A 20,073-nucleotide genomic window follows, 5' to 3' on the forward strand; every position below is an offset into this window, starting at 1 on the left:
TTGGATCAGGTCGGGCGACCCTCCTCGGCCGCCCGAATGTTGGTTCAGCCGAGTTTCGGCACTTTGTGAATCTGGCGCGGGAACGAGACGTTGACCGTCTCCATGTAGAAATCAAACGACCAGTCGCCGCCGTCGCGCCCGATACCGCTGGCTTTCACCCCGCCAAAGGGCGCGGGCAGGTGGCGCACATTTTCGGAATTCACCCAGATCATGCCCGCGTCCAGATCATCGGTCATCCGCATCGCGCGGTTCAGATCGTTGGTCCAAAGATAGGCGGCAAGGCCATATTGCACGTCATTGGCCAGCGCGAGCGCCTCGGCTTCGTCCGAAAACGAAATCGCCGTCAGCACCGGGCCAAAGATTTCCTCTTGCGCAATCGTCATGTCATTGGTCGCGTTGGTGAACAGGGTCGGCGCGACATAACATCCCGTCTCGCCCAGCTTTTCACCCCCGGCGGCGATGGTCGCCCCCTCGGCGCGCGCGGCGTCGAAATAGGACAGCACCTTGGTCTCATGCTCGGGATGGATCAGCGGCCCGACCACGGTTTCAGGGTCAAGCGGATGGCCGACCTTGATATTGGCCGCAACCTTGGCGACGCGGGCGGTGAATTCCTCATAAATGCTATCCTGCACCAGAAGCCGCGAAGACGACGTGCAGCGCTCGCCATTGAGCGAATAGATCATGAAGCTCGCAGCATCGGCGGCGCGTTCCAGATCGCCATCCTCGAACACGATAACGGGGTTTTTCCCGCCCAGTTCGAAATGCACCCGCTTGAGCGTATCCGCCCCCTGTTTCATGATCATCGAGCCGGTGCGGCTTTCGCCGACAAAGGCGATGGCCTTGATATCGGGATGCTCGGTCAGGCGTTTTCCCGCATCCTCGCCAAACCCGTTCACAAGGTTCAGCACGCCCTTGGGCAGCCCCGCCTCTTCGGCGATCTCGACCAGCAGCTTGGCCGTCATCGGCGAAAATTCCGCAGGCTTGTGCACCACCGTGCAGCCCGACGCCAGCGCCGGTGCGATCTTCCATGTGGAGAGCATAAAGGGCGTGTTCCACGGCGTAATCACCCCCACCGGCCCGATCGGGCGGCGCGCGGTCACGTTCATCTGGTTGGCGTTACGCAGGCTTAGCCCGTCTTCCGCGCTTGGGGCCTTATCGGCGAAGAACCGGAAATTCGCCGCCCCGCGCAGCGCCGCCTTGGACATGAAGCGCAGCGCCTGTCCGGTATCAAGACACTCGGTAAACGCGATGCGCTCGGCATTGGCCTCAATCGCCTCGGCCACTTTGATCAGGATTTTGCGCCGCTCGACGCCGGGCGTTTTGGACCACGTCTTGAAGGCCTCTTTCGCAGCAGCCACGGCGCGGTCGATATCCTCGGCCCCGCCCTTGGCGACCTTGGCAAGCGGTGTCAGATCCACCGGCGAGATCGTGTTGAACGTCGCCCCCGAAACCGCAGGCACGCTTTGGCCGGCAATATGGTTTTGCACACCCGTATCGGCGAAATGGGCGATATAACCCTGCGCCCGCGCTAGATTGTCAGTCAGTTCGCTCATGTGTGGTCCTCAGCTCTTGCCCGAGAGGCGGGCATGGATCGGGGTCTGCTTCCAGCTTAGCTCCGGGTCGATCACACGGATTTCCAGCGAAAGCGCGAAATGGGGGGTGGCAAGCGGGGCTTCGAGCGCCTTTTGCGCCGCCGCGAAAATAAGATCGCCCGCGCTGCGCAGCGCGTCATTGGAGCGCCCTGCCCCGACCGACAGCGTCATCGCGGCAAAGTCGTTTTCGGCCAAACCGTCGGCAATGATCGCGTGATCGGCGCAAAAGGCGCGCACGCGAATTCCCGCAAGCGGGAAAATTCCGGCGGCGCACATCGCACCATGAACGGCCTGACACAGCGCTGCGATATCAGCGCGCGCGTCAAGCCCGCGCGAATATTCGATCCTGAGATGGGGCACGACTCTCCTCCCGTGATCCCTTTTGCTTAACATGTTAAGTTTAGCGCATCTTGTCAAGCGGGCAAAAGAGCAAGATGTTGCATCCGTTAACCCTCAGCCGTGAAAGGGCACGAAAATATGGCCGATAAGGCTCCCCCTCCGGCTGTGCGCGACGGGTTCGAACTGGATGCGGCGCAACGCTCTTTGCCCATCGCCCTGTTGCGCGCGCGCGAAATGGTGATGGAGCGGTTCCGTCCGATGCTGAACGCCCATGACGTGAGCGAGCAGCAATGGCGCGTGCTGCGGGTGTTGCGCGAAAGCGGTGCGATTGATGCGACGAAACTGGCCGAGCGCGCCTGTGTTCTGGCCCCCTCGCTGACCCGGATGCTGCGCAGCCTTGAGGCGCGCGGGCTGATCGAGACCCGGCGCGACCCCAAGGACCGCCGCCGCACGCGGGTCGCCCTTACTGCGCAAGGCGACGCGTTTTTACGCGCAGCCTCGCCGCAAAGTGCCGCGATCTATGCCCAGCTAGAGACCGAGGTCGGCGCGCAGCGCATCGCCCGCCTGCTGGACGAATTGAACGGTTTCATGGCCGCGCTGGACCAATCGCAAGGCCCGCCAAAGCGCTGACGTTGATCGTTTCATTTCATATGAAATCCTTTACTATGGCAGCACATAGATCGGATGTCGCATGAAGCTAGAAGAGTTCTTTCCCTATCGCCTCGCCATCGCCGCCGAGGCTTTTTCGCGCAACCTGCAAGATGTGTATGCGCGCGAATTCGGCCTGTCGCGTGAGGAATGGCGCCTGATGTCCATTCTCGACGGGGTTGGTCGTATCAGCTCGCTCGATATCGCGCGGCGCACAACGCTGGATAAGGTGCAGGTCAGCCGCGCCGCCGCGCGCCTTGAGTCCAAGGGTCTGATCGAGCGCCATATTCCCGACAGCGACCGACGGTTGCGCGAATATGAATGCACCGCAAACGGGCGTAAACTTTACAAAACCGCCCGCAGCAAGGTGAATGCGCGCGCGCAAACGATGCTCGATGCGATGCCCGCCGCGCAGCGCGAGGCGCTTGAACAGGGCGTGAATGCCCTGATCGAAACGCTCGCGCTGGATATCGAGACGCGCAAAGAGCCGCGCTAACCGCCCACAAGCCAGAGCGATATGATCGGAAAGGCCACGATCAGCGTGATGCGCACGATATCGGCCACCCAGAACCACAAGATCCCGCGAAACATCGTCGAAAGCGGCACGTCCGGCAGCACCGAGCGCAGCACGAACACGTTCATCCCCACGGGCGGCGTGATCAGCGAAATCTCGGTCGCAACGACCACGATCACCGCAAACCAGATCAGCGCGTTATCGGGGTTTGCCAGCACGCCCGAGCCGAAATCGAGCTGATAGATCAGCGGGTAGAAAATCGGCACGGTCAGCAGGATCATCGACAGGCTTTCCAGCACCATGCCGAGCACCATGTAGATCAGCACGATCAGGATAATCACCTCATAGCCGCCAAGGCCAAGGTTATACACCAGATCGGCCAGCGCATCGGGCAACCCCGCGAAGGTGACGAAATTGCCGAAAATCTCGGCCCCGATCACGATGGCAAAAATCATCGCCGAGGCAATCGCGGCATCAATCAGCGCGCCCCAAAGTGCCTTGAGCCGAAGCCCTCCGACCGCCGCCGCGATAACAACAGCCGCCGCAGCGCCCATGCCGGCCGCCTCGATCGGGGTGAAGAAGCCGCCGTAAATGCCCACCATGATAAAGACAAACAACGCCAGCGTCGCCAGCACGCCGACAACATCGGTGCGCTTCATCGCGACGGGTTTGCGCACCTCGGGCGCGAGCTCCGGTTTCAAGCGCACCGCCACCATAACGGCCACCAGATACAGGCCAATACCAAGGACACCCGGCACGATGCCCGCGATGAACAGCTTGCCAATATCGCTTTCGGTGAGCAGGCCGAAAATGATCATGATGACCGAAGGCGGGATCAGGATCCCCAGCGTGCCCCCTGCCGCAATTGCTCCGGTCGCAAGACTGTCGTGATAGCCAAAGCGGCGCATCGAGGGCATCGCCACTTTCGACATCGTGGCCGCCGTGGCCAGGGACGAGCCGCACACCGCCGAAAACCCGCCGCAAGACAGGATCGTCGCCATCGCCAGCCCGCCGCGCATCCGTCCGAAAACCCGATCCGCGCCGGTGAACAACCCGCTGGCGATGCCAGATCCGGCCAGAACATTGCCCATAAAGATAAACAGCGGCACGACCGAAAGCGAATAGTTCATACCCGTTTCAAACACCGCACTGCCGACCATCGACCCCGCAGCGTCCACGCCACGCATCGCGGCAAACCCCGCGCCGCCCACCAGCGCCATCGCAAACGCAATCGGGACGCGCAGGAACACCAGCGCCAGCAGAATGGCAAGCGCAATAAGAGAGATCGTCATTCGGGCCTCCGAAGGATCGCAACCACTGCGGAGACAGCAAAGCTGAGGCTGCCAATCACGCCCAGATACCAAAGCTTGATGCCAAGGCCCGATGTTGCAAGTTGTGTGTGGAACTGGTCCTGCGTCAGGATCACAAGCCGCCATGCGAAATACGCCATAACCAGCGCCGCGACCGCGCCACCGATCCGCGCAAGCGCACGGCGCACAACAGCAGGCAGCAGCGGCACCAGCAGATCAACCTCGACATGCCCGCCCTTGCCCGTGGTCAGCGGCATTGCCACAAACACCAGCGCCCCCAGCAGAACCTGCGTGATCTCATAGGCGCCGGTCAGCGGATTGTTGAACGCATAGCGGCCAATCACGTCGATGCAGGTGACGAGGATCAACCCCGTCACCAGACCTGCCGCGATCGCCTCAAGGATGAAGCGGACGCGTGCAATCATACGGAAACGCCCGTCATCTTGCGGAACTCGGCCAGTGCCGCGCGCCCGTCATAGTCGCCGTCCAGACCGTCGGACCACTGTCCTTCCAGCACGCTGGCTTGCGATTTGATCGCATCGAGCACGCCCGCAGGCGCGGTCTCGGCCACCATGCCACCCTTTTCCGCCGCCGCCTTGCCGCGATCATCTGCGCCGTTCCAAGCCTTGCCCACGCGGGTTGCAAAGGCCAGCCCGGACAGATCAGAAATCGCCTTTTGATCGGCGGGCGAGATCGCGTCCCATTTGCCGGAATTCATCACGAGGAACCAGGTGGTGTTGTAGATGCCGCCCGGAATGGTCGTGGTGTATTTCAGGTAATCGGCAAGGTTGAACGAGGCAATCGCATCATAGGGGAACGTCACCCCGTCAACGACCCCGCGCGAGAGTTTTTCATAGACCTCACCCGAGGGCGTAAAGATCGTCTCGACGCCGAAATGGCTCATGAGATCGGCGACATAGCCGCCCGGCACGCGCATCTTGAGGCCTTGCAAATCCTCGATCTTGTTAATCGGGCGCTTGTTGTTGTGAACCATTCCGGGGCCGTGGTTGAACAGGCCCAAAAGATGCGTTCCGGCGTGTTCCTTATCAGCCCCCAGCTTTTCGGTGTAGACCGTCCAGAAGGCTTCGGACATCGAGATGGCATCATTGCCAAGGAAGCTGAACTGACCGACGCGGGAATTCTTGAACCGGTCATCCTGGGTAAAGCTGTGCAGACCGTAGGTGATATCGGCAACGCCATCGCGCGCCATGTCAAAATGCGACGGCGGCGAGCCAAGCGGCTTGACCAGCACCCGAATACGCACGCGGCCTTCGGTGGCTTTCTCGATGTCCTTGGCCCAAGGCTTGATCGCCCCGACGACAATCGGATGGCGCGGCGGCAGCCAGCTTGACAGCACCAGATCGACGCCATCGGCGCGGGCCGGAATTGCCGGCAGCGCAAGGGTTGCGCCCGCCATTGCGGCGGTTCCCAGGAACGCCCGTTTGGTTAGTTTGCTCATCATCGTTTCCTCCCCTGAATGATGAATTCACGCGATTTTCGCGCCATCGTTTTTTAACTTAACCTGTTAAGTGTTTGCCGATATCGGGCGGGCTGTCAAAGGTTCATCCCCCTCTTGCCCGGCACGGCCCGCCAGCTCGAAAGCGGCATCCAGCACCTGCGCATCGCCGATATGGTTCATCAGGATCAGGATCAGGCGGGCATTGAGCGCAGCGCTTTGCGCCCCGTCCAACCCCTGATGCGCCGCGATCAGCCGTTCATAAATCCCGTCGTGATCTTGCATATTGAGATGTGTGATCAGGCTCATCGTGATCCCTCCGTGATCGCTGCAAGCTGCGCGTTGATCGTGTCCGCGTCGGCCTCGGCCCAGCGGGCGGCCACGACTTGATCGGGACGGATCAGATACAGCGCCTGCCCCGCCTGCCCCAGATAGCGTTGGCGCAACTCGGGCATCTCGGCCAGTTCCAGCACCCGCAGCGCGCAGCCTTCAGGCGCTGCGACACCAATTGCGAGCAGCGTAAAGCCCCCCGCAAGTTGCGAGAGCAGCCAGTCATTGCCCAACGGCGCATCGGGCGCGACCGAGCCGGGGCGCGACGATGCCGGCATTTGCGCGCAATCGGGTGCTGCGTCGAGCGGATAGGTGCAGGGCACCGACAGACGCCCCGAATTCACCATCGGACGGGCGAATTCGGCATGTTCCGATAGCGCCAGAACAGCATCGCGGAACCAGCGTTCGGCCCCGTCGCGCGGCGACATGAACCGCGTGGTGCGGCTGGAATTGGCGATATTCTCGTCCGAGCCGTAGGTGCGTTCCGCGTCATAGCCTGCCAGCAGCGCCGCCGGAGCCGCGCCCTCAAGCACCGCCGCCAAACGCCACCCCAGCGCGTCAACGTCTTGCAAGCCGCCATTGCCGCCGCGCGCACCAAAGGGCGAGACGACATGCGCGCTATCCCCGACAAAGATCACCCGGTCATGGACGAACTTCTTCAGCCGCCGACATTGGAACGTGTAGATCGACGTCCAGTCGAGCGTGAAATCGCTACGCCCCAGCGCCTTTTCGATGCGCGGAATGATGCGTTCGGGTTTGCGCTCTTCCTCGGGGTCGCTGTCCCAGCCCAGTTGCAGGTCGATGCGATAGATATTGTCGGGCTGTTTGTGCAGCAGCGCGGATTGCCCCGCGTGGAATTCCGGCTCGAACCAGAACCAGCGCTCGGGGGGGAAGTCAGCCTGCATCTCGATATCGGCAATGAGGAAACGTTCCTCGAACAGCACGCCCTCGAACTCAAGCCCCATCATTTCGCGGATCGGCGAACGTGCCCCGTCGCAGGCCAGCAGATAGTCTGCCTCAAGCGCATATTCACCATCAGGCGTTTCAATGGCGACGCGCGCATGATCGGCGTGCTGATCCAGCCCGACAACCTTGTTCTTGAAACGCAGATCAATCAGCGGATTGGCCAGCGCCTGCGCAACCAGATATTCCTCAACGTAATATTGCTGAAGGTTCACGAAAGCGGGCATCTTGTGGCCGTCTTCGGGGAGAAGATCGAAGTTGAACACCTCGCGCGCGCCGTGATGGGTGCGGCCGACTTTCCACGTCACCCCCTTTTGCACGCAGGTCTCGCCCACGCCCAGACGATCAAGGATCTCAAGCGAGCGTTTCGACCAGCAGATCGCACGGCTGCCGACGGACACGACGTTGTTGTCATCCAGAACGACCGAGCCAACCCCGTGATTGGCCAGCTCGATCGCGGCGGCGAGGCCAATCGGCCCCGCGCCCACGATGATCACCTTGTGACGCGGCTCGGGCGTGTTCAGCCCCGCCGGTGCCACATAGTCGAACGGTTTGTAATCATATGGCATTGGGCCCTCCTCCCTTGCTCAAGCATCTCAGCCTTGCAGCGCGTCCCACATTTCGCGGTCGCGCTCGGCCGTCCAGATGCGCGGCGTGTCGATGCCACGGGCCTCGTCATAGGCGCGCGCCACGTTGAACGGCAGGCAATGTTCATAGATCGCGTAATCGGCGAATTTCGGATCGCAAGCCGCACGCACCGCATCCCACGCCTCTTTCAGCGAGCCGCCGCGTGCGACGACTTTTTCCACCGGCTTGTAGGTCGAGCGCACGAAATCAGCGGTGTTTTCCAGCGCCTCGGCGACCTTTTCCTCGCCCACCAGCGCATCCCCGCGCCCCGGTGCAATCGCTTTGGGTTCGAACGTTGCGATATTGGCCAGCGTCTCGGGCCAGTCGTTGAAATGCCCGTCGCCGCAATAGCAAGCCGAGTGGTATTCCACGATATCGCCGGTGAACATCACCTCTTGATCGGGCACCCAGATCACGGCATCGCCCGCCGTATGAGCGCGCCCGAGTTTCATGATATCCACCCGGCGCTTGCCCAGATAAACGGTCATCATCTCCGAAAAGGTGGTGGTGGGGCGCGTCAGGCCGGGGATTTCCTCATGGCCTTGGAACAGACGCGGGAAGCGACCGAATTCGCTATCCCAATCTTCCTGACCGCGCTCTTCGACCATCGCGCCCGCAGCGTCGGACATGATGATTTCACGCGCGCCATAGGCCGAAGCGCCCAGCACCCGCACCGCGTGATAATGGGTCAGCACCAGATGGCTGATCGGCTTGTCCGTGACCGAGCGCACACAGTCAATCACCTTGCGCGCCAGACGCGGGGTGGCCTGTGCCTCCACGATCATCACGCTTTCATCGCCAATGATGACGCCGGTGTTGGGATCGCCCTCGGCCGTAAAGGCATAAAGCCCCTCGCCGACCTGCGTGAAGCTGATTTTCTTGTCTTCCATATCGCCTTGCGATGCGAATGCCTTGGCCATGTAACTGTTCCTTCTAACTTATTTCGCCCAATCGGGCAGATCGGCGGCGGGCAGGATCTGCCCCGCGCAATCGCCGAACCCGATGCGGTATCCAGTGCCTTGCGCGGCCCCGCGCAGGGTCAGCGTGTCGCCATCCTCGATGAAGCTGCGCGTCGTGCCATCGGGCAGTTCCAGCGGCTCCTTGCCCGACCACGACATCTCCAGCAGCGAGCCGCGGCTGTCCGGCGTCACGCCCGAAATCGTGCCAGACCCCAGCAGATCGCCCACCCGCATCGCACAGCCGGAACTGGTGTGATGGGCCAGTTGTTGCGCCGCCGAGTAATAGAGTTCGCGCGTGTTGGTGTGCGAAATCACCGCCTCGGTCCCGTCTTGGGGTTGCAGGGCGACCTCTAGCGAGATGTCGTAATTCATCGGCCCCGGTTCGGACAGATAAGGCAGCAAGGGACGCTCACGTTCAGGCGTTGCAACGCGGAACGGTTCCAGCGCGGCTTTGGTCACAATCCACGGGGATATCGTTGTCGCGGTCGCTTTGCCCTGAAACGGCCCAAGCGGGACATATTCCCAAGCCTGGATATCGCGCGCCGACCAGTCATTGAGCAGCACATAGCCAAAGATCATCTCATCAGCCTGCGCCACCGAGATCATCCCTTGCGAGGGCTGCCCGACGATCGCGCCAAATTCCAGCTCGATGTCGAAACGGGCCGAAGGGGCAAAGCGGGGCAGCTCGTCATTTGGCCCCTTCACCTGCCCCAAAGGCCGCGTGACCGGCGTGCCAGACACCACCACCGACGAGGCGCGCCCGTTATAGCCAATCGGGATGCTCAGCCAGTTCGCAGGCAGCGCGTTTTCCGCCCCGCGAAAGATCGTGCCGACATTCATCGCGTGGTTCTTGCCGGCGTAGAAATCGGTATATTCCGCGACGCGGAAGGGCATCAGCATTTTTGCTTGCGATTGCGCGACAAGATGCGGCTCGACCGCCGCGCGATGTGCCTCGTTTGACAGCAATTCGCTTAGACGCGCGCGCAGATCGGCCCAGAGCTGCGGCCCGGCCTCCATGACGCGGTTCCAGGCAGGCTCGGCAAACAGTGCCGCATCAAGCCCGTGATCGACTGCGCCCAGATCAAGGATCTGATCGCCAATCGCCACACCCATCCGCGCGCCGCGACCGTCGTCAAATACGCCATACGGCAGGTTCTGAATTGGGAAGTCCGTGTCGCCATTTGCAGACGCCACCCAGCTTTTCAAATCCGTCATTTGGTCCCCGGTTTTCCGTCAAATTTCTTTTCAATGCTGTCCCAGCAATCGATGTAGTCGTCCTGCAACGGTGCCTCGTTGGCAGCGAACGCCGTCAGGTGCTGGGGAAAGCGCGTCTCGAACATGAACTGCATCGTGTTGTCTTGCAGCACCGGCTTCATCGGCTCGTTGCTGGCATGTTCAAACGCGGCGCGGTCAGGCCCATGCGGCAGCATCATGTTATGCAGGCTCAATCCACCGGGCACAAAGCCCTGCGGCTTGGCGTCATAAATGCCGTAAATATTGCCCATCATCTCGGACATGATGTTCTTGTGATACCACGGCGGGCGGAAGGTATGCTCGGCCACCATCCAACGCTCGCGGAACAGAACGAAGTCGATATTGGCCGTGCCTTCCTGCCCTGACGGCGCGGTCAGCACGGTAAAGATCGAGGGATCGGGATGGTCAAACAGGACCGCGCCGACCGGACTATAGGTGCGCAGATCGTATTTATAGGCGCAGTAATTGCCATGCCACGCCACGACATCCAGCGGGCTGTGATCGATGAAGGTCTCGTGGAACTGACCGCACCATTTGATGACGACGCGGCTAGGGGCATCGCGGTCTTCAAACGCCGCGACAGGACATTTGAAATCACGCGGATTGGCGAGGCAATTCGCGCCGATCGGGCCACGCCCCGGCAGGTCGAATTTCTGCCCGTAATTCTCGCACACAAAGCCGCGCGCCGGCCCTTCAAGCACCTCGACGCGATAGACCAGCCCGCGCGGGATGATCGCGATTTCCTTGGGTTCGAGGTCGATGATCCCCAGCTCGGTGCAAAACCGCAGGCGGCCTTCTTGTGGCACAACCAGCAGCTCGCTATCGGCGGAAAAGAAATACTCGTCCTGCATCGATTGCGTGACCAGATAGATATGGCTGGCCATGCCGACTTGCGTGTTCACATCGCCCGCCGTGGTGACCGTGCGCATCCCCGTCAGCCATGTCAGCGCGGCCTCGGTATGGGGCACCGGATCCCAGCGATATTGACCAAGGCTGATCACATCGGGGTCCACATTGGGCGCAGATTTCCAATAGGGCACGTCGATCTTGGCAAAGCGACCGGTATGTTTCACCGAAGGCCGGATGCGATAGCACCAAGTGCGTTCATTCTGCCCGCGCGGCGCGGTAAAGGCGGTGCCCGAGAGTTGCTCGGCATACAGTCCATATTCGCATTTCTGCGGGCTATTCTGGCCTTGGGGCAAGGCGCCGGGTAGCGCCTCGGTCTCGAAATCATTGCCGAAACCGGGCATGTAGCCTGCATGTGTTCCGGTGGTGGTGCCGGCCCTGATCATACCCTCGGGCAAAGACTGATCACTCATCTGAATTCCTCCGTCTCATCGCCCCGACTCCCCTCGGGGTGCTTGGCGTAATCTTTTGTTGCATGCGCAACGATGTCAAGAATAATTGTTGCATTTGCAACAGGTTTGATATTCAACTGACACCAACAGATCGCTCGAAATGACGCAGGCTTCATGGACCAAGATATTGAAATAAAATCTGTTTTACCTGATTTTGAACTGGATGCTTTCCTGCCCTACGTGCTGGCGGAAGCCGCCCAGAAACTCAGTCGCGACCTTGCGGCAATTTATCGCGATTGCGGGCTAAGCACCCCGCAATGGCGCGTCATGGTACATCTTTTCTATAGCGGTCAGGTTTCGGTGCGCGATATCGAACGGCGCGTTTCAATGGAGAAATCCAAGGTCAGTCGCGCAGCGGCACGGCTTGAAACGGCGGGGCTGGTGGAAAAGCGCGCGGATCCGGCTGACGGGCGGCTTGTGGCGCTGAGCCTGACAGATCAGGGGCGTGCGCTGATGGCGCGATTGCTGCCACGCGCGCTAGAGTATCAGCGCCAGCTTGAGGGCCTGCTCGGGCCTGATCTGAACGGGTTTCGCCACGCACTGACGCGGCTATTGAACAGCGAGAAAACCGCATGATCCAACTTTTTGATTACTGGCGCTCTTCGGCAAGCTACCGTGTGCGCATCGCGCTCGGGCTGGCAGGGCTGCACTGGGACAGCGTGACGGTTAATCTGGTGAAAGGCGAACAGCGCAGCGCCGCGCATCTGTCGCGCAACCCGCAAGGGCTGGTGCCTGCGCTGGAAATCGACGGGCAGATCTTTACCCAATCGCTGGCGATTATCGAATATCTCGATGAGACGCGCGCCTTGGGTCTGCTGCCGGGAACAGCGGCGGAACGCGCCCGCCTGCGCGCGCTTGCCCAAGCCATCGCCATCGACATCCACCCTATTTGCAACCTGCGCGTCGCGAAATACGCGATTGAGCAATCCCAAGGCGCGATCACGATGCAAGGCTGGATGCAGGCGTTTATCGGACCCGGTCTTGAGGCCGTCGAGGCGATGGTAGAGGACGGCCCCTATTGTGGCGGCGCGCGCGTCACCCTGCCCGATCTGTGCCTGTTGCCGCAGATCTATAACGCCCAACGCTGGGAGGTGGACCTGAGCGCGTTGCCGAAACTGCGCAAGATTGCCGCCCAGCTTGAAACCTTGCCCGCCTTTGCCGCAGCGCATCCCGACAAGACACCGCATTAAGTCAAACGGCCCGACCCGTCAGGGGTCGGGCCGACATGTTTAGACCTGCGACAGACCGGTATCCAACCCCGCAAGGATCGTGGCGATATTGTCTTCGCTGATGATAAGCGAGGGCGACAGGATCACGTTATTGCCCGACACCCGCACCATCGTGCCCGCCTCATAGGCGCCACGGTAAATCTTGGCGATGGTCGCCTTGTCGATCGGCGTTTTGCTTGTGCGATCCGATACCAGCTCAAGCGCGCACATCAGCCCGTGCCCGCCACGCACATCGCCCACGATGTCGTATTTTTCCTGAAGCGCCTGAAGCCCCGCGAACAGTTGCGCACCGCGCGCGGCGGCATTGTCCTTGACCTGCAAGCGCTGCGTTTCCTTCAGGCAGGCAATCGCAGCCGCCGCCCCGACGGGATGGCCCGAATAGGTATAGCCCGAGCCAATCGCGCCCTTGCCACTGGTATCGCTTTCAAACACCTCCGCGACTTTGCCCGAGATCATCACCGCGCCAAACGGAAAATAGCCGTTGGTGATCGCCTTGGCGGTGGTCATCAGATCGGGCTGCACGCCCCAAAGGCGCGAACCGGACCACGCCCCCGTGCGCCCGAATGCGGTGATCACCTCATCAGCGACCAGCAGGATCCCGTATTTGTCACAGATCGCGCGCACGCCGGGCATAAAGCTGGCATGGGGCACGATCACCCCCCCTGCCCCGAGGATCGGCTCCATGATCATTGCCGCGATTGTCTCGGCACCCTGAAACTTGATCTCGTCTTCCAGCGCGGCAAGGCACAGTTGCGCCAGCTTTTCGGGGTCACTTTCGTTGAACGGGTTGCGGTAGGGATAGGGGGCGGGGATGTGATAGCAGCCCGGCATCAGCGGTTCATATTGGGTGCGGAAATTGGCGTTGCCATTCACGCTCGCGCCCAAGGTATGCGTGCCGTGATACCCCTTCTTGAGCGAGAGGTATTTCACCCGCCCCGCCTCGCCCCGGATCTTGTGATATTGCCGCGCCAGACGCAAAGCGATCTCGACGGAATCCGACCCGCCGGAGGTGTAGAAAGCCCGCTCCAACCCGTCTTCGGCAAAGAACTCGGCCAGCATATCGCCCAGCTCGATCACCAGATCATTGGTCGTGCCGCGAAAGATCGAGTAATAGGGCAGCCGCTCAAGCTGGGCCGCAATCGCGTCTTTGACCGGCTGGCATGAAAACCCCAGATTGACGTTCCACAAGCCGCCAACACCATCAACCGTCGTGTGGCCGTCGATATCGGTGATGCTAACCCCGTCACCGCCAACGATGATTTCAGGCGGGTTTTTCTGGCTATCGGCGGGATGCGCCATCGGGTGCCAGATCGCGCGGGCGTTGCGTTCCTTCAGGAAGTTCTGATCTTTCATTTTGGTCCTCGCTACATGCCCAAGAGAGCGAGCGCTTGCCCGTAGCTCTCATCAGGTCGTTTGACATTGAAGTGAACGGTTTCCAGCCCCACGGCCTGCGCGCCGCGAATGTTGCGCAGTTGATCATCGACAAAGACACAGGCGCTGGCAGGCAGGGCAAGCGCGTCGAGCACGGCGCTATAGGCGCGCGGATCGGGCTTGAGAATCTTGGTATAGGTCGCGTCGTGGATCACGTCGAACTGCGCCAGAAACGGTAGCTTGTCGCGAAACCGGGCGCCGTAGAACAGGTCAAGCTCATTGGAGAGGATCGCCAAGCGACCGCCCTGCGCACGCACCTGTTCGATCGTGTCCAGAAACTCGGGCCGGATCACATCGGCGGGGCTTGCGCCGCGCGCGGCACGCACGAAATCCGACATCTCGGCCCAGTCGCGACCGGCAAGCTGTGCCACCTCCTGCGTGCGCTGGCGCCAGTAATCGCGCTCGCTGATCTCATCTGCCTGCATCGCGCGCCAAAGCGGATCTGTCGCCGGATCGAACGGGCCGCGCCACATCAACGTCCCCGGCGCAAGCCCCAACGCCGCCTCGCTTAGGTCATGCGTTTCAAACAAGGTCCGCGAGATCACCCCGCCGAAATCAAGGATCAGCGCGCGCTCAGTCATCGGCTGTCACCTTGTGCTGATAGCTGGCAGGCAGAGTTCCGCCCACGGCTTGGGACATCCGCGCAATCCATTTGTGCAGCACCTCTGTCATGCGCGCGCATTTCTCATCGCTTGCGCGCGCGGTTGGAACCGCAATCGCCACAACCCCGACCATCTCGCCATCGGGACCGAAAATCGGCCCCGCCTGCGAGGCCACCTCATCGTCAAACCCCTGCTCGAGCCACGCAATGCCCCGCGCGCGAAACAGGGCAATCCGGGCACGCAAAGCGTCGGGTTCCGTCAGGGTCGCGGCCGTAAACCGTTCAAGCGGCCCGTTAAGCACGCGCTCACATAGCGATTGCGGACCAAAGCTGAGGATCGCAAGCCCCGAGGCCGTCGCATGCAGGGGCAACATGACCGATTCATCAAAGGCGACCTGCGTTCCGTGCTGGCGCGGATCGGCGTGTAAAACCGGCGAAAGCTGACTGCCCTGCAAGACCGAGACATGCACCAGTTCGCCAATCTCGTCGGCCATTTCCGACACCAGATCGCGCAGAACGGATCGCAAAGGCGAGGTCGCTTCGCGCACGCCGTAAAGACGCAGAATCGCGGGGCCAAGACGATAGCCCCGGCTTTTCGAATTCTGCTCAAGGAACCCGCATTCCGCCAATTCCGTAAGATAGCGATGCACCGTTGCCTTGTCGCGCGCGGCGAGGCGGACAAATTCGCTTAGCCCGATTTCAGGGCGCTGAACCGAGAAAAAGGTCAACAAATCAAGAGCTTTGGTGATCGTTCCCAAGTTACGGCTCCTTCCGCCTTCGGAAATTGGCAGGTCGTTACAATTGAAACGTTGACAGAAAAGAAAACCCGATGCAAGAATATTTGATACCGATGGTTCAAATAATAAACCACGCAACAGGAGAGTTTCATGAAACCCACCCTTCCCCTACTGGCGGGACTGCTTGGGCTAGGCCTGCCGCTTTTGGCCAGCCAGCCTGCGGTTGCGCAATATCCCGAAAAGCCCGTGGAATTCGTCGTGCCCTTCCCGCCCGGCGATCTTGAAGACGTGCTGACGCGGATGATCGCAGATGAGTTTCAAAAGACCTATGGCGTGCCTGCGGCAGTGGTGAACAAACCCGGCGGTGGTGGCGGGCCTTTCCCCGGCGCGGCTGAAGTGGCGCAAGCCCCGGCGGACGGCTACACCATCGGCTCGTTCGTGATCGACGTTCCCCTGGTCGGTCCGCAAACGGGTATTCCGGCGCTTGATCCGAACCCGTTCGAGCCGGTGGGCATTTTCCTGACCTATCCGTTCGTGATCGCCGCCTCCAAGGATGCGCCTTACAAAACGATCGACGACCTCGCCGCCTATGCCAAAGACAATGACGTGGCGCTTGGCCATTTCGGCTCGCTCCTGATCCCCACGCAGGTGACCTTTGCGCTGGCGAAGAAAAAGGGCTTTGACTTTGGCTCCGAGGCTGCGTTCGATGCGCTCGATTGCAATACGCTGGCCTCTGGCGATGCGGATGTGATCAACACGACATTGCAGTTGATCCTGCCCTGCCTTGATCAGGTCAACGTTATGGCCTCTATCGGTGAAAAGCGGATCCCGCTGATCCCCGACACCCCCACCGTGGGGGAGCTGGAACCCGATCTGGATCTGGCGCTGTGGAACGGTCTGTTCGTGAAAAATGGCACGCCGGACGATGTGCGCGCCAAGATCGCCGCCGTGGCCGAAAAGGTCATGCAGTCGGACAAGGCCAAGAAACTGGCCGAGCAAACCGGCGCGCTGATCTATTGGCAAGACGCCGAGGCGGCGCAAAAGCGGATCGCACATGACAGCGAAACGCTTGGCACGGTCGCGGGCCTGATTGATGGCAACTAAGCGCAACCCCGAACCCGCGCGCGCATTACTGGCGCGCGCGGGCGTGCGGATGACGCGTGTAATCCACACCAAGAACTTTCAGGAACTGTTCAAGCGCTATCGCCGCCCCGGCGACCTTGCCTTTGCAACCCTGTTCTTTGCGCTCTCGATTGGTTTGCTGATCTGCCTGCCCTCGCAGACGGACTGGGTGAAACGCACGAAAACCTTTGCGCAGCCCGCCTTCTGGCCGATGATCTCAATCGCGCTGATGGCCGTTTTCAGCATGTTTCACCTGCTCGGCTCGCTCGTCTCCGAACGCATCGAGGGACGTTGGCTAGAGGTCTGGCAGTGGATCCGCTCGCTGGAATATGCGCTGTGGTTCATGGCCTATGTCATGCTGGTGCCGGTGATCGGCTACCTGCCCGCGACCATCGCCTTCACCTGCGTTCTGGCGTTGCGGCTTGGCTATCGGGGCTGGCGCTGGATGCTGATCTGCACTGTCTTTTCCATCGCCGTTGTCGTGCTGTTCAAAAGCTTCCTGCAGGTAAAAATCCCCGCCGGATTGATCTACGAGGCTGCCCCCGCGCCGTTTCGCGCGATCCTGATGACGTATTTCTAAGGAGCCTCCCGAATGGATATGCTGATCTCGGGCGCTGAAATGCTGATGCGCTTTGATGTGTTGCTCGCGCTGCTGATCGGATCGGTGGGCGGGGTGATCATCGGCGCGATCCCCGGCGTCGGCCCGGCCGTCGCAATCGCAATCCTGTTGCCCGCAACCTTTGCGATGCCGCCCCTTGTCGGGTTGACGATGCTGCTTGGCATCTACGGCTCGTCGATGTTTGGCGGCTCGCTCCCGGCAATTCTGATCAACACGCCGGGCACCGCGGTGAACGCGCTGACCACCTATGACGGCCACCCGATGACGAAAAAGGGCGAGGCGTTGCGCGCGTTGGGGCTGGCCTATGGCGCGTCTTTCTTCGGTGGCATCTTGTCGATCATTGCCCTGATCCTGCTATCGCCGGTGCTGGCCAAAATCGCGCCGATGTTCGGCTCGCGCGAGATCTTTCTGGCGGCACTTTTGGGGATCGTTCTGGTGATTATTGCGCATCGCGGCCAGACTTTTGCCGCCGGGATGCTGGCCGCCTTCGGGATATTTTTGCACACAGTCGGGCTGGAGCCGGTGAAATACACGATGCGCTTCACCTTCGGGATGGATTGGCTCAATTCCGGCTTTGATCTGATCGTCGTGGTGCTGGGTCTGTTCGCCCTGTCGCAAGCCTTCCTGTTGCTGATCGAGCCGGAATCAGCGCCGCAGACGCAGCGCATCGAAGGCTCGATGGGGCGCGCGATGATGGGCGTGTTGCGCCACAAACGCGTCGCTTCGGTCGCTGCCGGGTTTGGCGTGCTGATGGGGATGATCCCGGGCGTGGGCGAATTTACGGCGCAATTCCTGTCCTACACCTACGCGCAAAAAACCTCGAAAGATCCGGACCTGTTTGGCAAGGGCAGTCCCGAGGGGCTTATTGCATCAGAGGCCGCCAATAACGCCGTTCCCGCCGCCGCGATGATCCCGCTGCTGGCGCTTGGCATACCGGGTGAGGCGCTGACCGCGATGATGCTGTCGGTGTTTTACGTCCATAACGTGATCCCAGGCCCGCAACTGTTCCAGTCCAAACTGGATTTCGTCTACGCGCTGTATATCGCCATGATATTGCTAAATATTATCGTGGTGGTCTTTATGCTGATCTCGTCCAACTGGCTGTTAAAGATCATCCGCATCCCGACCCGTTTCCTTGGCTTGATGATCCTCGTCCTCAGCTTTGTCGGCGTTTATTCCCTGCGCAACTCGATTGTTGATTGCGCGATTGCGGCGGGCTTTGGCGTGCTGGGCTTGATCCTCAAACGGCAGAACCTGCCGGTCGTTCCGATTGTGCTTGGCATGGTGCTGGGCGGGATCATGGAGACCAAACTGCGCTCGGCGATGGCGCGGGTCAAAGTGCCGATTGATTTCTTTGATCGCCCGATCGCGGCCATCCTCGGGCTGGCCATCATCTGCCTGATCATCGGGCATTTCATAGGCCTGTATCGCGAGCGCCAGAACCGCGAACCCGATAGTGACCACGACATGCACGACACGTTTCAGAGGTGACCCATGCTTGATACCGACAAGATCACAAAGCTGCGCAAGGCCCCTGTGCCCCCTGCCCTTCATCTGATCGACGGCAAGGCGCGTGCCGCCTCGGACGACGCCACGCTGCCGGTGATTTCCCCGCTCGACGGGCGTGAACTGACGACAATGGCGCGCGGCACAGCGAGCGACGGCGAGGCCGCGATTGCGGCGGCACGATCCGCCTTTGACGATGGCCGATGGAGCGGGCTTGCCCCAAGTGCGCGCAAGAAAATCTTGCTGAAATGGGCAGATCTGATTGAGGCCCACGCGTTGGAACTCGCAGTACTGGGTGTGCGCAATAATGGCACCGAGATCGGCATGGCCCTTAAGGCAGAGCCGCTATCGGCGGCGGCCACGATCCGCTACTACGCCGAGGCCATTGACAAAATCTACGGCGAGATCGCGCCCACTGCACCGGGCACTCTGGGCCTTGTGCATCGCGAACCCGTCGGTGTTGTCGGTGCCATCGTGCCATGGAACTTCCCGCTGATGATTGGCGCTTGGAAGCTTGGGCCGGCGCTGGCGGCGGGCAATACGGTCGTGCTGAAACCGGCGGAAACCGCGTCGCTTACCCTGCGCCGCATCGCCGATCTCGCGCTTGAGGCGGGGATGCCTGCGGGCGTGTTTAACGTTGTGCTTGGCGAGGGCGCGGTTGTCGGAGAGGCAATCTCGCTTTCGATGGCGGTTGATGTGATCGTGTTCACCGGGTCCGGACCCGTGGGGCGGCGGCTGATGGAAAATGCAGCGAAATCAAACCTCAAGCGGGTCTATCTGGAGCTGGGCGGCAAATCCCCCAATATCGTCTTTGCCGATGCTCCCGATCTCGACGAGGCGGTCAAAGTCTCTGCCAACGGGATTTTCCGCAACTCGGGGCAGGTCTGCATTGCGGGCTCGCGCTTGTTGGTGCAACGCGAGATTCACGATGCCTTCGTGCAAAAGCTGCAAGCCTTCAGCGAAAAGATGATCGTTGGCGACCCGCTCGATCCCGCCACTCAGGCGGGCGCGATCAATTCCGCGCGCCAGCTTGAGCAGAATCTGAGCTTCGTTGAACAAGCGCGATCTGGCGGACGTCAGGTCATCGGCGGGCAGCGCCTGCTGGAAGAAACCGGCGGCTATTTCATGCAGCCCACCATCGTGACGGGCGTCGAGGCGAGCGACCCGCTTGCACAGCACGAGGTGTTCGGCCCGGTTCTGGCCGTGATCCCCTTTGACACCGAGGCCGAGGCCATCGCCATCGCGAATGGCACGGATTACGGCCTTGCTGCCGCCGTCTGGACCCGTGATTTGAGCCGCGCCCACCGGATGATCGCGGCCATTCGCGCGGGCGTGGTTCATGTGAATACCTATGGCGGCAGCGATCTGAGCGTGCCGCTGGGCGGGGTCAAGCAGTCAGGCAACGGCCATGACAAATCGCTTCACGCCTTTGACAAATATCTCGACCTCAAGACCGCTTGGATCAAACTGTGAAAGAG

General features: G+C 61.0%; 21 protein-coding genes. 8 read left to right on the forward strand and 13 right to left on the reverse strand.

Annotated elements, in window-relative coordinates:
• Nucleotides 1-44 precede the first annotated feature (44 nt).
• Both hpaE and DT23_RS18035 read right to left on the reverse strand, forming a co-directional pair.
• Complete coding sequence (hpaE, locus tag DT23_RS18030) at nt 45-1,553, reverse strand: 5-carboxymethyl-2-hydroxymuconate semialdehyde dehydrogenase (protein WP_038133619.1); 1,509 nt, start codon at nt 1,551-1,553, stop codon at nt 45-47.
• Between the two features lie 9 nt (nt 1,554-1,562).
• Nucleotides 1,563-1,952 carry a 5-carboxymethyl-2-hydroxymuconate Delta-isomerase gene (locus tag DT23_RS18035; RefSeq protein ID WP_038133621.1) on the reverse strand — a complete coding sequence of 130 codons (390 nt, stop codon included), beginning with the start codon at nt 1,950-1,952 and terminating at the stop codon, nt 1,563-1,565.
• Between the two features lie 117 nt (nt 1,953-2,069).
• On the opposite strand from DT23_RS18035, the gene hpaR reads away from it, so the two are divergent.
• Together hpaR and DT23_RS18045 are read left to right on the forward strand one after the other, a co-directional pair.
• On the forward strand, nt 2,070-2,561 hold the full coding sequence (hpaR, locus tag DT23_RS18040; RefSeq protein ID WP_038133623.1) for a homoprotocatechuate degradation operon regulator HpaR: 492 nt from the start codon (nt 2,070-2,072) through the stop codon (nt 2,559-2,561).
• A gap of 61 nt (nt 2,562-2,622) precedes the next feature.
• Nucleotides 2,623-3,075, forward strand: a complete 453-nt coding sequence (locus DT23_RS18045) for a MarR family winged helix-turn-helix transcriptional regulator (RefSeq protein ID WP_038133624.1) — start codon at nt 2,623-2,625, stop codon at nt 3,073-3,075.
• Here DT23_RS18045 and DT23_RS18050 read toward each other — a convergent pair.
• From DT23_RS18050 to hmgA, 8 genes are all read right to left on the reverse strand, one after another.
• Nucleotides 3,072-4,385, reverse strand: a complete 1,314-nt coding sequence (locus tag DT23_RS18050) for a TRAP transporter large permease (RefSeq protein ID WP_038133627.1) — start codon at nt 4,383-4,385, stop codon at nt 3,072-3,074. The two genes, DT23_RS18045 and DT23_RS18050, sit on opposite strands and share 4 nt — an antisense overlap.
• On the reverse strand, nt 4,382-4,828 hold the full coding sequence (locus tag DT23_RS18055) for a TRAP transporter small permease (protein ID WP_051697424.1): 447 nt from the start codon (nt 4,826-4,828) through the stop codon (nt 4,382-4,384). The genes DT23_RS18050 and DT23_RS18055 overlap by 4 nt, the downstream gene beginning before the upstream one ends.
• A complete protein-coding gene (locus tag DT23_RS18060; RefSeq protein ID WP_038133714.1) occupies nt 4,825-5,862 on the reverse strand; it encodes a TRAP transporter substrate-binding protein in 1,038 nt (345 codons plus the stop codon). The genes DT23_RS18055 and DT23_RS18060 overlap by 4 nt, the downstream gene beginning before the upstream one ends.
• A gap of 66 nt (nt 5,863-5,928) precedes the next feature.
• Nucleotides 5,929-6,168: a DUF2783 domain-containing protein gene (locus DT23_RS18065; RefSeq protein WP_051697426.1), complete on the reverse strand. Its 240-nt coding sequence runs from the start codon at nt 6,166-6,168 to the stop codon at nt 5,929-5,931.
• The gene (locus tag DT23_RS18070) at nt 6,165-7,721 is read right to left on the reverse strand and encodes an FAD-dependent oxidoreductase (RefSeq protein ID WP_038133629.1); all 1,557 of its coding nucleotides are present in this window, start codon (nt 7,719-7,721) and stop codon (nt 6,165-6,167) included. Before DT23_RS18070 ends, DT23_RS18065 begins: the two co-directional genes overlap by 4 nt.
• Before the next feature lie 27 nt (nt 7,722-7,748).
• A complete protein-coding gene (locus DT23_RS18075) occupies nt 7,749-8,699 on the reverse strand; it encodes an MBL fold metallo-hydrolase (RefSeq protein WP_038133630.1) in 951 nt (316 codons plus the stop codon).
• Nucleotides 8,700-8,717: 18 nt separating this feature from the next.
• Nucleotides 8,718-9,953: a fumarylacetoacetase gene (gene fahA, locus DT23_RS18080; protein ID WP_038133632.1), complete on the reverse strand. Its 1,236-nt coding sequence runs from the start codon at nt 9,951-9,953 to the stop codon at nt 8,718-8,720.
• On the reverse strand, nt 9,950-11,311 hold the full coding sequence (gene hmgA, locus DT23_RS18085; protein ID WP_038133633.1) for a homogentisate 1,2-dioxygenase: 1,362 nt from the start codon (nt 11,309-11,311) through the stop codon (nt 9,950-9,952). Before hmgA ends, fahA begins: the two co-directional genes overlap by 4 nt.
• A 153-nt stretch (nt 11,312-11,464) precedes the next feature.
• On the opposite strand from hmgA, the gene DT23_RS18090 reads away from it, so the two are divergent.
• Nucleotides 11,465-11,926 carry a MarR family winged helix-turn-helix transcriptional regulator gene (locus DT23_RS18090; RefSeq protein WP_051697427.1) on the forward strand — a complete coding sequence of 154 codons (462 nt, stop codon included), beginning with the start codon at nt 11,465-11,467 and terminating at the stop codon, nt 11,924-11,926.
• Nucleotides 11,923-12,540: a maleylacetoacetate isomerase gene (gene maiA, locus DT23_RS18095; RefSeq protein WP_038133635.1), complete on the forward strand. Its 618-nt coding sequence runs from the start codon at nt 11,923-11,925 to the stop codon at nt 12,538-12,540. Before DT23_RS18090 ends, maiA begins: the two co-directional genes overlap by 4 nt.
• A 39-nt stretch (nt 12,541-12,579) precedes the next feature.
• Here maiA and DT23_RS18100 read toward each other — a convergent pair whose 3' ends face one another.
• From DT23_RS18100 to DT23_RS18110, 3 genes are read right to left on the reverse strand one after another with little or no spacing between them, the layout of a single operon-like run.
• The gene (locus DT23_RS18100; protein ID WP_038133637.1) at nt 12,580-13,932 is read right to left on the reverse strand and encodes an aminotransferase class III-fold pyridoxal phosphate-dependent enzyme; all 1,353 of its coding nucleotides are present in this window, start codon (nt 13,930-13,932) and stop codon (nt 12,580-12,582) included.
• Nucleotides 13,933-13,943: 11 nt separating this feature from the next.
• A complete protein-coding gene (locus DT23_RS18105; protein WP_038133640.1) occupies nt 13,944-14,591 on the reverse strand; it encodes an HAD-IA family hydrolase in 648 nt (215 codons plus the stop codon).
• Nucleotides 14,584-15,369, reverse strand: a complete 786-nt coding sequence (locus tag DT23_RS18110) for an IclR family transcriptional regulator (RefSeq protein ID WP_038133642.1) — start codon at nt 15,367-15,369, stop codon at nt 14,584-14,586. Before DT23_RS18110 ends, DT23_RS18105 begins: the two co-directional genes overlap by 8 nt.
• A gap of 129 nt (nt 15,370-15,498) precedes the next feature.
• On the opposite strand from DT23_RS18110, the gene DT23_RS18115 reads away from it, so the two are divergent.
• Genes DT23_RS18115 through DT23_RS18130 form a run of 4 tightly spaced genes read left to right on the forward strand, consistent with a single transcriptional unit; the run spans nt 15,499 to nt 20,068 of the window.
• Nucleotides 15,499-16,452 (forward strand): tripartite tricarboxylate transporter substrate binding protein, encoded by a 954-nt coding sequence (locus tag DT23_RS18115; protein ID WP_038133644.1) that lies wholly within the window; start codon nt 15,499-15,501, stop codon nt 16,450-16,452.
• Nucleotides 16,442-17,050 (forward strand): tripartite tricarboxylate transporter TctB family protein, encoded by a 609-nt coding sequence (locus DT23_RS18120; protein ID WP_240473659.1) that lies wholly within the window; start codon nt 16,442-16,444, stop codon nt 17,048-17,050. Before DT23_RS18115 ends, DT23_RS18120 begins: the two co-directional genes overlap by 11 nt.
• A gap of 12 nt (nt 17,051-17,062) precedes the next feature.
• Nucleotides 17,063-18,580: a tripartite tricarboxylate transporter permease gene (locus tag DT23_RS18125; RefSeq protein ID WP_038133647.1), complete on the forward strand. Its 1,518-nt coding sequence runs from the start codon at nt 17,063-17,065 to the stop codon at nt 18,578-18,580.
• A 3-nt stretch (nt 18,581-18,583) separates the two neighbouring features.
• A complete protein-coding gene (locus DT23_RS18130; protein WP_038133649.1) occupies nt 18,584-20,068 on the forward strand; it encodes an aldehyde dehydrogenase in 1,485 nt (494 codons plus the stop codon).
• Nucleotides 20,069-20,073 lie beyond the last annotated feature (5 nt).

Origin of the sequence: Thioclava indica (assembly GCF_000714545.1) — a bacterium.
In the GTDB taxonomy this organism is placed as follows: Bacteria; Pseudomonadota; Alphaproteobacteria; order Rhodobacterales; family Rhodobacteraceae; genus Thioclava; species Thioclava indica.